The organism is Rhizobium sp. IBUN (assembly GCF_000510625.1).
GTDB classification, from domain to species: Bacteria; Pseudomonadota; Alphaproteobacteria; order Rhizobiales; family Rhizobiaceae; genus Rhizobium; species Rhizobium altiplani.
The window spans coordinates 1-12,295 of sequence record NZ_AZNV01000053.1 but is presented as its reverse complement, the minus strand read 5'-3'; the positions used below and the strand labels follow the sequence as shown (position 1 = coordinate 12,295).

The 12,295-nt window shown below is 57.8% G+C and carries 11 protein-coding genes and 2 pseudogenes; 7 read left to right on the top strand and 6 right to left on the bottom strand.

What is annotated here, in order from left to right; all coding sequences use genetic code 11:
- Nucleotides 1-36: 36 nt before the first annotated feature.
- Nucleotides 37-2,328 carry a tetratricopeptide repeat protein gene (locus tag RHIBUN_RS0129325; protein WP_051420126.1) on the top strand — a complete coding sequence of 764 codons (2,292 nt, stop codon included), beginning with the start codon at nucleotides 37-39 and terminating at the stop codon, nucleotides 2,326-2,328.
- 539 nt (nucleotides 2,329-2,867) lie between these two features.
- Here the strand turns inward: RHIBUN_RS0129325 and RHIBUN_RS35930 are convergent.
- From RHIBUN_RS35930 to RHIBUN_RS37690, 4 genes and pseudogenes are all read right to left on the bottom strand, one after another.
- Nucleotides 2,868-3,122, bottom strand: a pseudogene (locus RHIBUN_RS35930) (integrase core domain-containing protein); the annotation flags it as partial.
- Nucleotides 3,122-3,260 (bottom strand): annotated as a pseudogene (locus RHIBUN_RS38080) (recombinase family protein); the annotation flags it as partial. The pseudogenes RHIBUN_RS38080 and RHIBUN_RS35930, both read right to left, overlap by 1 nt.
- Before the next feature lie 10 nt (nucleotides 3,261-3,270).
- Nucleotides 3,271-3,630 (bottom strand): helix-turn-helix domain-containing protein, encoded by a 360-nt coding sequence (locus RHIBUN_RS0129315; RefSeq protein ID WP_025662340.1) that lies wholly within the window; start codon nucleotides 3,628-3,630, stop codon nucleotides 3,271-3,273.
- Nucleotides 3,627-3,845 (bottom strand): DUF6516 family protein, encoded by a 219-nt coding sequence (locus RHIBUN_RS37690; protein ID WP_025662339.1) that lies wholly within the window; start codon nucleotides 3,843-3,845, stop codon nucleotides 3,627-3,629. Before RHIBUN_RS37690 ends, RHIBUN_RS0129315 begins: the two co-directional genes overlap by 4 nt.
- A gap of 331 nt (nucleotides 3,846-4,176) precedes the next feature.
- Here RHIBUN_RS37690 and RHIBUN_RS0129305 point away from each other — a divergent pair, with 331 nt between their 5' ends.
- The 6 genes from RHIBUN_RS0129305 to RHIBUN_RS36580 all read left to right on the top strand — a co-directional run bounded on the left by RHIBUN_RS0129305 (nucleotide 4,177) and on the right by RHIBUN_RS36580 (nucleotide 10,240).
- On the top strand, nucleotides 4,177-4,614 hold the full coding sequence (locus tag RHIBUN_RS0129305; protein WP_025662338.1) for a universal stress protein: 438 nt from the start codon (nucleotides 4,177-4,179) through the stop codon (nucleotides 4,612-4,614).
- 42 nt (nucleotides 4,615-4,656) lie between these two features.
- Nucleotides 4,657-5,637 carry a ribose-phosphate diphosphokinase gene (gene prs / locus RHIBUN_RS0129300; protein ID WP_025662337.1) on the top strand — a complete coding sequence of 327 codons (981 nt, stop codon included), beginning with the start codon at nucleotides 4,657-4,659 and terminating at the stop codon, nucleotides 5,635-5,637.
- A 308-nt stretch (nucleotides 5,638-5,945) separates the two neighbouring features.
- Complete coding sequence (locus tag RHIBUN_RS0129290; RefSeq protein WP_025662335.1) at nucleotides 5,946-7,202, top strand: efflux RND transporter periplasmic adaptor subunit; 1,257 nt, start codon at nucleotides 5,946-5,948, stop codon at nucleotides 7,200-7,202.
- A gap of 14 nt (nucleotides 7,203-7,216) precedes the next feature.
- Nucleotides 7,217-9,316, top strand: coding sequence for an ABC transporter permease (locus tag RHIBUN_RS0129285; protein ID WP_025662334.1), 2,100 nt, complete (start codon nucleotides 7,217-7,219; stop codon nucleotides 9,314-9,316).
- 120 nt (nucleotides 9,317-9,436) lie between these two features.
- Complete coding sequence (locus tag RHIBUN_RS0129280; RefSeq protein ID WP_025662333.1) at nucleotides 9,437-9,802, top strand: SPW repeat protein; 366 nt, start codon at nucleotides 9,437-9,439, stop codon at nucleotides 9,800-9,802.
- Between the two features lie 174 nt (nucleotides 9,803-9,976).
- Nucleotides 9,977-10,240 (top strand): hypothetical protein, encoded by a 264-nt coding sequence (locus RHIBUN_RS36580; protein ID WP_156932770.1) that lies wholly within the window; start codon nucleotides 9,977-9,979, stop codon nucleotides 10,238-10,240.
- Between the two features lie 288 nt (nucleotides 10,241-10,528).
- Here the strand turns inward: RHIBUN_RS36580 and RHIBUN_RS0129270 are convergent, their stop codons facing one another.
- Both RHIBUN_RS0129270 and RHIBUN_RS0129260 read right to left on the bottom strand, forming a co-directional pair.
- Nucleotides 10,529-11,536: a hypothetical protein gene (locus RHIBUN_RS0129270; RefSeq protein ID WP_156932768.1), complete on the bottom strand. Its 1,008-nt coding sequence runs from the start codon at nucleotides 11,534-11,536 to the stop codon at nucleotides 10,529-10,531.
- Between the two features lie 165 nt (nucleotides 11,537-11,701).
- Nucleotides 11,702-12,295: BON domain-containing protein (locus RHIBUN_RS0129260; RefSeq protein ID WP_025662329.1), on the bottom strand; the 594-nt coding region annotated here is incomplete at its 5' end.

Here is a 12,295-nt window from a genome sequence, read left to right as displayed (position 1 = left end):
CGCGTGCTGTCAGGACGGTGGATGCGAAGCGTGCGAATGCATTCCTCCATCGGACGAGTCGCAATTCTTCAGGCAGCTTATTGGTTCTGTTTCCTGCTCGTGTTCGCCGCACCCACCATTGCTGCCGAGACCGCTCCGGCGTCTACTGCCGATCCGCGGATCTCCATCCACGACGGCTTTGTGGACGAGAAGGCGTGTGTATCCTGTCATGGCGATCAGGCAGCCGCCTTCGCCAAGTCCCACCATGCAAAAGCAATGGCGGTTGCCGACGACAGGACGGTGCGGGGCAATTTCAACAATGTCCAGTTCGATCACGACGGCATTGTCACGACTTTTTTCCGCCGCGACGGCCGCTACTTCGTCGACACCGAAGGGCCGGACGGCAAGCAGGGGGGCTTCGAGGTCAGATATACGTTCGCCTATGAGCCGCTGCAGCAATATCTGGTCGATCTGGCCGGCGGGCGGCTGCAGGCTCTCGACGTCGCTTGGGATACGGACAGGCATAAATGGTTCTGGCTTGGCGAAGGCACGCCGGCAAAACCAGGGTCAACATATCACTGGACAGGTCCGTTCTACCGCTGGAACCGCACCTGCATCGACTGCCATTCCAGCGACCCTCAGGCCAATTTTCAGCCGGAGACGAACCACTATCAATCAACCTACGTCGCGACCAGCATCGGTTGCCAATCCTGTCACGGCGCCGGTGCGAAGCATGTTGGGTGGGCCGAGGCGCGGTCTAAAGGTGCCGCCGTGTCCATCGGTCCAGACCTCGGGCTCTCGCAGGTCGACGCAACCACCTGCTTTGGTTGCCACTCGAGAAGGGTCAAGCTCGGCGACGGTTATGCTCCTGGAAAGCCCTTTCTCGATTATTTTTCGCCGGAGTTGGTCCGTGCGGACCTCTACTTTCCAGACGGGCAGATTCTCGACGAGGTGTTCGAGTATGCCTCCTTCCAACAGAGCAAGATGGCAAGAGCGGGCGTTACCTGCCTCGATTGCCACAGGCAGCACGAGGCAACGTTGAAGGCGGCTGGCAACGCCTTGTGCACACAATGCCATACGGAAACCGCGCCGGAACGCTTCGCCAAGTATCACGCGAGCGGCGAGTTCGACACCCCGGTCCACACCCACCATCCGGTCGGTTCGAGCGGCGCGCAGTGCGCCAACTGTCACATGCCGGAGCGCACCTACATGAAGGTCGACCAGCGACGGGATCACTCCTTCGTGATCCCGCGCCCCGATCTATCCGCCGCTTACGGAACACCGAACGCCTGTACGACGTGCCATCAGGGCAAAACCAATGCCTGGGCAGCGGAGAACATGGACAAGTGGTATGGTACCGCTTGGCGTGCACGCCCGACGATCGCGCACGCTTTCGCCGCAGCCGCAAAAAGTGATCCCGCTTCGATCGAAGCTCTGCGCAAGCTTGTCTTGGACCGGAAACAGGCTGGCCTCGTCAGAGGCAGCGCGGTTGCCCAGATGGGCCGGATCGGCGGAGCAGGCGTTGTCGCTGACGTAAAGGCGGCCGCGGGAGATTCTGATCCTCTGGTCAGACTCGGCGCGGCGGAGGCCGTCGGCAACCTGCCGCCCGATGTCAGACTGGATGCAGGCGGAAAGCTGCTTGGCGATGAAAAGCGTGCTGTGCGCGTGGCAGCGGCGATGGCCCTGGGCAGCACTCCGTCCCTTGATCTTTTCGGCGATCAACGCAGGAGGTTCGATGCCGCCGTCGAAGACCTGCGTACCTATGTCGAGGCGAACGTCGACGTCGCCGAAGCACAGAACAATTACGGAACCTTCCTGTCCGGCCAGCGGCGCATCGGGGAAGCGGAAAAGGCGTTCCGTCAGGCGATCGCGCTCGACCCGACGCTTGCTGGACCACGTATCAACCTCGCCGAACTCTACCGCGTCACTGGCCAAAACGATCAATCGGAGCGAGCCTACGCGGAAGCGATCGCGATCTCGCCCGATCAAGCTGAACTGCGCTATGGACACGCCCTGTCGCTGGTTCGCGAGAAGGCGATGGGCAAGGCGGTCCGGGAGCTCAGTGAAGCTATACGATTGGATCCGCGCAATGCCCGCTACAAGACAACGCTTGCCATCGCACTCGAGTCGCTCGGCCGAACGGAGGATGCGGCCGACCTGCTCGGTCGCGCGGTTGCGGATGGAGAGCTTGACGCTAATCTGCTTGGTACCGCAATCAATTATGGACTAAAGCTCAGGCGCTTCCCCGAGACATTGAAATACGCCGAGGCGCTTGCCCGGCTGCAACCGGACGACCGACAACTTGCAGAACTGATCAGGCAATTGCGCGCAGTAGCCGGTGCCCAATAGAAGAGCGAAGCCCAAAACACCCTGGCGCGGTGGTATGCCCCTGCAAACAAAGGGAAACAGGGCGTAGCTAAATGTAATTGTTTACAATAGGTTATATGTTTAACTGGCGCATGCTGGCTCGAGCTAGCGCGATATGACTTTGGCTGGTCCGGAACCTCCGCCTTCCGTTTCCGATGCGTGCAGACCAACTATGAGAAATCTTGCGATGTCATCGATCACTCGATCGGTCGCCTCACCGTAGGCCCCACGCAAAGCGAGCCTTCGGGCTTGCAGGGAAATGTTGTTTTATAGCTGACGACCCCCATCCGCCTCCGGGGCGGGCGAGCTCAGTTTTTAACCGGGCAATTATAGATGCTCGAAGAAGACTGGCCTTCATCGCGAGGAGCATGGCCACCCGATGCTGTTGCGAAAAGCCGTGTTAATCAATCAAACTCAGAGGACGAGGAGATGGCCAACGTCCTCTCCCGGACGTTGCACCGGGTCGCGAAGGACTGGCTGATCAATCCTTGCCAGCAATCGTTTGACCTGCCACGGAACTTTCATCCAGCGGCGACTAGAGCCACGGCGGTTTTGATACGCCAATTGGCGCGGTGGGAGCAACCGGCGGAAACGCGAAGCTTTCATCTTGCGTAGCGTTGGAGCCGGTTTGCAGCGATGGACCCGGCATAACCTGCCGGGGTCTGATATCCGAGGTAGTGTGGCCGGAAATAACTATAGTCGTCCGCCCATTCCGCGATGGCGCTTCGGGCTTGATCGAGGCCGAAGAACAGGCTTTCGTTGAGCAGTTCGTCGCGCCGGGCGGCGGCCGATCGTGGCTCGCGCCCGAGGCGGTTTCCTCGAAGATGCGGATGCACTCGACCTTGCGTAGTGCGTCGAGCTGTGCCGCGACGGTTTGTTCGCGGGTGGAAACACACGTAGCCGATCAGTGCCAACACTTCCTCATCACGCTGCGGCGCTCACGTCGTATTCGAAATGAATGCGATCATAGGGAAACTCGATTCCATTCTCTGTCCGGTTGATGACACCAGCATTGACGAGCGTCGTCACGTCACGATGAACGGCCTGCACATCGCGGTTGACCCGACGCGCGACCTCGCGGATCGACAACGCCCCGTGTCCCGCGAGCGCCTTGACGATAGCGAGGCGGGAAGGCGCGAGCACTCGGTGCATGTCATCGTAGGAGGTGAAGTTGACCGAAGGTACGGCCTCTGCTGTCTCCCCTGCAAGCGCCCGCCTTCCGGCCTCGACAAAGCGAGCCTTGGCATCCGCTATGGTACTCAAGCGCACAGTCAAAGTTGTCATCTGAGCATTCTTTCCATGTCCGCTTGGAAGGCATCGTAAAGTGCTTCAAGGGACATATATTCGATGGCTTCTTTGCGGCTACCTAAGTGCCGGTGATCGTCTTTCCCGCGCTCATTGTCGTAGCCGAGTACGCACTCACCGTTCACAACGAAGGCCAGCCGATACTTGAACGGGTGCGTGCTGCCCGGAACCGGGCTGGGTAGGTGCCATAACACGACCTCAAAATAAGTTTTGTCATTGATAACCGTTCGCGATTTCTCGATCAGTCTGGCCTCATGTTGTTATTGATAACAACACTCTGGCGTTGGTGTCAATTGCAACGCTCTCAATGGATGGGCAGCGCATTCGACGATCTTTTGAGTGAGTAGGACCTGCCGCCGCGACGGTTCGGTTTTCAGGCAAATCTGAAGCGTCTTTCGCTCCCCAAGAGAACAACGTGAATTTGGCGATAGCGCACAATGCCGTCGAGGGAGCGCGGCATTTGATACTGATCAACGATGCCGACACTGGGGTCTGGTATCCTATTTAAAATTAGAGGAGGGTAATATGTTTTCGAATATTCTCGTTCCGACAGATGGGTCGCCACTTGCTGTATCGGCTGTAGAAAAAGCGATCGACTTCGCGCGTGACGCAAAGGCGACCATCATTTTCGTCACGGTCATCGAGCCGTTCCGAATATTCTCCGTCGACAGAAAACAGCTTTCCAGCACGCGCGAAGATTACCGGCAGTTCGCCGATGCTCAGGCTTCGGAGTTCTTGACAGAGGCTGAAATGAAAGCTCGTCACGAGGGAGTTGTGTGCCGGACGCTCAAAGTCGAAAGCGACGAGGTCTATTCCGCCATCATTAAGGCCGCGATAGACAACGGCTGTGACCTGATAGCGATTGCTTCCCATGGCCGGGGAGGGGCTGGCGCCCTCTTGCTCGGCAGCGTGACCGCGAGGGTTCTCAGCCATTCTCGCATTCCCGTCCTCGTCTATCGCTAAGCATACAGGAAAAACTCAAGGCGTTTAAAAGGGGCAACAGAAATGAGGCTGTTTGCATTGCAGGAGGCGAGCTACCTCGGCAAAGCCATTGCGTCGCAACGGGGTATCGTGCTCGATCCGCTTGAGGAACGTCACTTCAACGATGGAGAGCACAAGGCCAGACCGCTGATCAGTGTCCGCGGCGAAGATGTCTATGTTATTCAGTGCCTAGGCGGCGACAAGACGGCATCGGTCAACGATCGGCTCTGCAAGCTTTTGTTTTTCGTCGCTACCTGCAAAGAAAACGGAGCCTCGCAGGTTTCCGTGATAACGCCCTACCTTGCCTATTCGCGAAAGGACAGGCAAACGAAGGCGCGTGATCCAGTCACGTTGAAGTATGTGGCGCAGCTTTTTGAAGCGATGGGCGCGGCCAGGATTGTGACGGTCGAAGTTCACAATCCGGCGGCGTTTCAGAACGCATTTCGCTGCGCGTCGATCAATCTGACTGCCTTCGACCTCTTTTACGCAGACATAAAGAGGTTGTTGGACAACGATTCAGTCGTGATCCTGTCGCCGGATGCCGGCGGGATCAAGCGCGCACAGTTGCTGAGGGAATCGTTTGAGCGGTTCTGGCATCAGCCGGTGGGCCTCGCGATGATGGAGAAGCGGCGAAGCCAAGACATAGTCTCGGGAGATCTCTTCGCCGGCAATGTCGTCGACAAATCTGTTATCATTGTCGATGACCTGATCGCTACCGGGACAACAATTCAAAAAGCAGCGCGGGCAGCCCTGGCCCAAGGTGCGAAGAAGGTTATCGCCGTTGCAGCCCACGGGTGCTTCGGCGACGGGGCTCATGTCCTTTTCGATGATCCGGCGGTCGACCATATCCTCGTAACCGACAGCCTGTCCCAGGCGTCTATCCAATACGCAATGCATCCCGAGAAGCTTACAATCTGCCCTCTTGCTCCTCGTCTCGGCGAACTGATCCGTCGGTTGCGTGAGGGGGAAAGCATCACGGAACTCACCGCTATCCCAGAATCTTGAGAAGGCCGTTGCGAAACAAAAAAGCAACGTCGGTCGAGACATTGATGCCGGTAAAGATTGCGACTGTGAGCCCTAGACCGAAGCCGCGATTGACTGATCGCTCTGATCTGGCGCGACGGCATCGCATCTTAAAAAAACCAGCCGGAAAAGAGTTCTTCAAGAAAGTCCATTGAAACGAAGCAGGAATTGTCGCGAGCATCTGCTCTGCAGCCGACGATGGCTGGCATTGGAACCGATGATCTTTGCTCAAGATCAATGCCCAGGAGTTCTTTTAGTGCCAAGAGGAAGGCATTGAAGGAGTACTTCATATGGATGGTTCGGTCGACGCACCGGTCCTGGGGGATATGCCCGCGCCGGTTCTGGAGCCCAAGGCCCGAAAGCGCTTCCGGCGTTGGCCTTGGCTTTTGGCAAGCGGAACGATCATATCAGCAGTTGCGCTTGTCGTGACTTGGCAGCATGTCGCGCAGCCGGACCGTCCCTCCTTCGAAACGGTCGCGGTTGGTTGGGGCGACGTAACGCGGCAGGTGGCGGCTACTGGCACTGTAAACCCAGAACTGACGATCATCGTCGGTAGCTATGTCTCCGGGCCAATTACGGAAATTCTCTGCGATTACAATACCGTCGTAAAAGCCGGGCAGGTCTGCGCGACCATAGATCCGCGCAGCTACCAAACCGCGGTGAACCAGGACAGTGCCAATGTGTCGGTCGCCAACGCCCAGCTCCAGAAAGACCGGGCCAATCTGGACTATGCGCGGCTCAACTATGAGCGGAGCCGTCGCTTGATGGGAGCTCAAGCCGTTTCCCAGGAAGCCGTTGATATCGCCAGAAATCTCGCCGATCAGGCTGATGCGCAGATCGCTCTCGACGAGGCAATCATCGAACAGCGCAAGGCCGAGCTTGCAGCCGCACGGATCAATCTCGACTATACGAACATCAGGTCTCCGGTCGATGGCGTCGTGGTCTCTCGTAATGTGAGCCGAGGTCAGACGGTCGCGGCGAGCTTCCAGACACCGACCCTCTTCCTTATCGCCACCGACCTCACCAGGATGCAGGTGGACACAAACATCAGCGAAAGCGATATCGGTGCGATAAGGACTGGCCAGGCGGTCACTTTCAGTGTCGATGCCTTTCCCGACCGTAGCTTCCGAGGCCAGGTCAAACAGGTTCGACAATCGCCGCAAACTGTCCAAAACGTCGTTACGTTCGACGCAGTCGTCAGCGTCGACAACTGGGATCTTGCCCTCAAGCCAGGCATGACCGCGTCTTTGATCATTATTACCGATCGTGAGACAGATGTTCTGCGTGTTCCCAGCCAGGCCCTGCGCTTCGAGCCGAAAGACGCCCTTGCAGGCCGGATTGTGCCGCAGGGTCCGGATGGCAATCATGCGCACGTCTGGGTGGAGCGGAACAGCGAGCTTTCCATGATATCTGTAAAGACGGGCATCAGCGATGGATCCTATACCGCGATCGATGACGGAAGCCTGCAAGCAGGCGACAGGGTCGTCGTGGCAGAACGCTTGCCGTCGTCGGATGCACCGGCATCACTCCGCTTTCTGAGATGGTGAAACAGGGTGCTGCTATGACCTGCCATAGAGGCCAACCACTCATAGAACTGCAGCACGTCACCAAGACCTTCGTAATCGGCGATACGCATATTGCCGCAGTCAGCGAAGTTACTCTCTCGATAGGGCGCGGTGAGTTTGTCGCCATCATTGGATCTTCCGGCTCGGGCAAATCCACCTTGATGCATATTCTGGGATGCCTCGACCGGCCAAGCGGCGGCCGCTATCTTCTCGAGGGTAGCGATGTTGCCAAGCTTGCGGAACCAGAACTTGCCGCAGTCCGCCGCCAGCGCCTCGGTTTCGTCTTCCAGAGTTTCAATCTTCTGCCACGCACGAGCGCTCTGGAGAATGTCTGTCTGCCACTCTATTATGCCGAGGCCGGCGCCGGCAGCCGGGCGGGCATGATAGAACGTGCACGTGCGGCGCTTGTGCGCCTGGGTCTTAGTAACCGCGAACACTATACGCCGGGACAGCTATCGGGTGGCCAACAGCAGCGGGTCGCCATAGCACGCGCCCTGATCAACGCGCCAGAGCTACTGCTTGCAGACGAACCGACGGGCAATCTCGACACGAAGACTTCGCATCAAATCATGGATGTGCTCGTCACTCTCAACCGCCGCGAAGGCCTCACAATAGTGCTCGTGACGCATGAACAGGACATCGCAGCCTATGCTGACCGCATCATCACAATGCGCGATGGAAAGATCGTCGCCGACGAACGGAAAGAGCGCCCTGATGACGTCGGTGGCTCTCGCGTTCCGATCATAGCTGCAGATCGCGGCGGTCGCGTCCGGTTAAGATCCGGCGGCGGATTTGCTTTCGGCCGGATGGCGTTGGCAGCGGCCGGACAGGCCATCATGCGCAACAAGATGAGATCAGTGCTGACGGTGCTTGGGGTCTTTATCGGCGTTGCTTCACTCATCGTCATGATGGCGGTCGGACAAGGTGCGAACCTTGCGGTCAAAAAGCAGCTCGAAAGCCTCGGAACGAATGTGGTGGTAGTGCTGCCCGGTGCCCTGACCCGCGGTGGCGTGCGCGGCGGATACGGGAGCGCAGCCACGCTAACGATCGCAGACGCCAAAGCAATCAGTGAGGATCCGGCGGTGACGAGCGTCGGTTACCTCATCCGGCAGCAGGGCCAGACCGAATATGGCGGCAATAACTGGACGACAAATATTCAAGGGGTTAGCGCATCCTATCCGGCCATCACAAATTGGCACCTCATGGCCGGCGATCCGATTACCAACGAAAACGAACGCAACGGAGATTTGGTGGCGGTCATAGGCCAGACTGTCTATCGTCAATTGTTCACGGCGGGAGAAAATCCCGTCGGTTTAACGATCAGGATCAGGAATGTGCCGGTGCTCGTCGTCGGCCTGTTTGCCGCCAAGGGGCAGTCGGCGATGGGGCAGGATCAGGACGATGTCGTCATGATCCCGTTTACGACCGCTGAGCGACGCGTGCTTGGCGCCGCGGCACCGACCCAGGTGCAGACGCCGAACAACTGGGCCTACTTGCCGGCGCCTAATCCCTACAATCTGCAATCCCGCTTGACGGGATTTGCCAACATGCTGTTCGTGCAGGCCAAGAGCGCCGAGCGCGTGCCCGACGCGATCAATGACATCAATGCCATCCTGATGCGGCGCCACAATATCAAGACTACCGAGAGCAAGGACTTTGACATACGCAACCTCAGCCAGTTTGCCGAGGCGGCAAAAAGCAGCAGTCGCGTCATGGCCCTTTTGCTTGCGACCGTTGCATCGATCTCCCTTGTCGTCGGCGGGATTGGCATCATGAATATATTGCTGGTATCGGTGACGGAACGGACGCGTGAGATCGGATTGCGCATGGCCATCGGCGCACGGCGTTTGCATGTTCTCTTGCAGTTTCTTGCTGAAGCGATCTTCCTCAGCGTCATCGGCGGCATTGCCGGAATCGTCATGGGCAGCGGCATATCGTTGATTGTATCTCAGGTGTTTAAGTGGCCGGCACCCTTGTCGCTGACAGCAATGGCTGGCGGCTTTCTTTTTGCCGCTATGGTCGGGATTTTTTTCGGGTATTATCCTGCACATAAGGCCGCCAATCTCGATCCGATCGAAGCGCTACGATACGAATGATGTTTGAACGACGATCTCGCAGGCATCTATCAGTATATCAGCCGAGCGAGCCGGAAGACAGAACGACGGTCGGCCAGGAGATGTGATCTGACCGCTGTTCACGGACAAAAGGAAAGCGATATGAAACCGCGTCGTTGGCAAGACCATATTGTCTTCATCATAGGTTTATGGCTGATCGTGTCGCCCTGGACTTTCGGAGCGTATGGTTCCGATTCTCTGCCCGCCGGTGTTCCCGCCTGGAATTTCTTCCTTTGCGGCTTGATTGTCGCAGCGCTCGGAGGAGCAGCATACGCATCCTATGACTTTTGGGAGGAATGGGTCGACATCCTGCTCGGCGGCTGGCTTGTGGCTGCTCCTTGGGTGCTTCAATTCACCGAGCACGCGCTGTTTACGTGGAATGCGCTTATCACTGGCCTTCTCCTCATTGTTCTTGCTGTCTGGGTGCTGTTGACAAGAGATGCCACGAAGAGTTCAGAGCGCGATTGAGTGTCAAGTCATCTGTCGTCCAGAGCCGCGCGAAAGCCGCCGGCTCATTGCTTCGGTCCTCCACCGGCCTAAAAAGTTCTCGGCAAACAAGCTGTATACTCAGCCGTTCATGTCAGAGGTGATCGCCGCCGGTTGGCCAAAAGGACGTCTTGCATTTTTCTGTGTGGAGACGTGATGGCCGGCCGTGGCATTGATCAGATCATGTCGCGTCCTTCCGATCCGGCCCTGCATGAGCCCCATGTCGGCTCTGCGCTCGACTATGTGAAACTCGCCGAACGTCGATCCGGTCATATCCCAAGGCATGTTCCTTCCAACTATATCTGGGGGGAAGCGCTCGACGAAATGATCGACGCAGGCCCGATCTCAGGATTGTCAACCTTGAAACCAGTATCACCGCCAATGACAAGCCCGAACCAAAGGGCATTAACTAGAGGATGAATCCGGGGATTTGGATTGCATCGCCGCCGCAAAAATCGACTGCTGTATCCTCGCCAACAATCACACCGCTGACTGGGGACGCGGCGGCCTGACCGATACTTTATCCGCTCTCCAAGGCGCAGGATTTGCAACAGGACGCCCGCTGGCTCAGCGCAACAATTGATCGCGAATGCCGAACCTTTGGCCGTGGCGTGCGCTTAGGCTTAGAGAATACGATGACGCTGGAGATATAGGCCGATTTACACTGTGGAGGACTCGAGGGTGCCCTTCAACCGCCGGAGTTGCAGGCTATCCGGCAGTCTCGAACCTGTCGCTAGCCACTTTGATATACTTCAAGGCGAGTGGCCGCCACTTCCAGGGATTTCGCGGGGTCGGATCCAAGAAATGGGCCATGCACAGCCGGGCTCGCAGTAGCGCCTTGGATATCGTATAGAAACCAGCCAGCTCATCGGTCGGCTGACCGCCAAGGAGGGTGGCGATCCCTGTCTCCAGTAGATCGCTGACCCAAGGATATCCGGCGATGCTGCATTCCAGCCCGAGCTGTGCAACTTCTTCGTAGGGATCGACAATTCGCATCATGCGGTTAAACTCAAGGCAATCAATGATCTGAAGAGGGGTTCCCAGCCAGACGTGTTCGGGCCTGAGATCGCCATGGCCCTCGCGAAACCAGCCCGAAGCGATCCTCTCCCGCAGTTCTGGAGCGCATTCCTGGAACAAGCGATGTGTCTTGTTCAGAAGCGGTGATAATTGTACGGCAAGTTCGAACTCCTTGCGGCAGAGGACGACTGCGTCGATATCGAGCTGTTCCGAGAGATAGGCCAGTTGATGATTGGCGTCGATCCTCTCGGGCAGGAGACTCCTGTAAAAGCGCGAAAGAAGGGACGCGACAGCCTCAATGTCCGGAGCCTCCAGCAGGCGTGCCCGCATCCGACTATCGAGCATGTCGTGATCAGATAGCCGACGCATCTCAACCACCCAATCGACGACCTCGCCATGGTCGCCGAGGTGAAGTCCGTCATCAGCCGTGCGGCAGATCGGCAGCACAGACAGATAGGCGTTGCTTGCCAGTCGCCTGTTCAGCCGAAGTTCTTCAAAACAGTAATAGCGTCTCTTTGCAACCGAGGAGAAGTCCAGGAAAGGATAACGCACGGGCTTCTTGAGTTTGTAGACGCGCCTGGCGCCGAGAAACAGCCACGACATGTGCGTCTCGCGGATTTCAAGCGTGCCACCATCACGCCGGCAGAGATCGCTCAGCAGGAGTCTTATCGGGCTATGGAGTTCAAAGTTCTTATCCATCAAGTGACATCTGAACACCGATCCCGCGCTTGCGGCATTGACGGGAGTCAAGAACTGGAAGATGGAAGACCGGTGGTTTGGAAACAACCGCAACCGTTTCGCATACAGGTCAAGAGTATGAGGCGCGAACTCTTCACCTTTTACGGCCTCGCGCCCCTTTAAGCCTTACCCGATACGCAGATGATCCTCGACGGCCTTTACGCCTGCAGCCGACCAGGCGGCGTGTTCGGCGGCCTGCCGCTCGGACCAGCGCTTGACGGTTCCATCAAGCGTGACCTTGCCATCAAGCACGTTCACTTGGATGGCTTGAGCCTCAAGTTCTGCGTCGCGTCGGAACGCGTCTTCGATCCGCCGTTTGACATCGCTCGAGGTGGGGCGAGGGGCAACCGCGATCAGGTTTGAGATGCCGACGACGCCTGCCAGATCGCGAATGGCGCTCGCAGCCGCGTTTTTCTGATATTGCCATTCAACCGTGCCTTCGAGGGTGACCCAGCCGTTCTGAACCCTGACGGTGACTGCATCCCTTGGCACGGTCGTACGCCATGCCAGCGTGCTGATCGAGCGCTTGGCGATTTCGTCGTCTGCGGTAACATGGGTGCCGTACGGACGCACCTCTATTTCCTGGGCGATAGCGTGCACGCCCTTCACGCGTCGAGCCGCACGCTCGGCGGCGTCCTTTTCGGAATAGGTGGCAACGTGGCCGGTCAGTGTGACCACACCACCTTCTGCCGTGACACCGATATGGGCCGCGTCGATGCT

Bases quoted from the DNA above. Each gene is read 5' to 3' on its own strand.
- RHIBUN_RS0129325 (WP_051420126.1), top strand. From the start codon at position 37: ATGCATTCCTCCATCGGACGAGTCGCAATTCTTCAGGCAGCTTATTGG.
- RHIBUN_RS0129315 (WP_025662340.1), bottom strand. From the start codon at position 3,630: ATGACAACTTTGACTGTGCGCTTGAGTACCATAGCGGATGCCAAGGCT.
- RHIBUN_RS0129305 (WP_025662338.1), top strand. From the start codon at position 4,177: ATGTTTTCGAATATTCTCGTTCCGACAGATGGGTCGCCACTTGCTGTA.
- prs (WP_025662337.1), top strand. From the start codon at position 4,657: ATGAGGCTGTTTGCATTGCAGGAGGCGAGCTACCTCGGCAAAGCCATT.
- RHIBUN_RS0129290 (WP_025662335.1), top strand. From the start codon at position 5,946: ATGGATGGTTCGGTCGACGCACCGGTCCTGGGGGATATGCCCGCGCCG.
- RHIBUN_RS0129285 (WP_025662334.1), top strand. From the start codon at position 7,217: ATGACCTGCCATAGAGGCCAACCACTCATAGAACTGCAGCACGTCACC.
- RHIBUN_RS0129280 (WP_025662333.1), top strand. From the start codon at position 9,437: ATGAAACCGCGTCGTTGGCAAGACCATATTGTCTTCATCATAGGTTTA.
- RHIBUN_RS36580 (WP_156932770.1), top strand. From the start codon at position 9,977: ATGGCCGGCCGTGGCATTGATCAGATCATGTCGCGTCCTTCCGATCCG.
- RHIBUN_RS0129270 (WP_156932768.1), bottom strand. From the start codon at position 11,536: ATGGATAAGAACTTTGAACTCCATAGCCCGATAAGACTCCTGCTGAGC.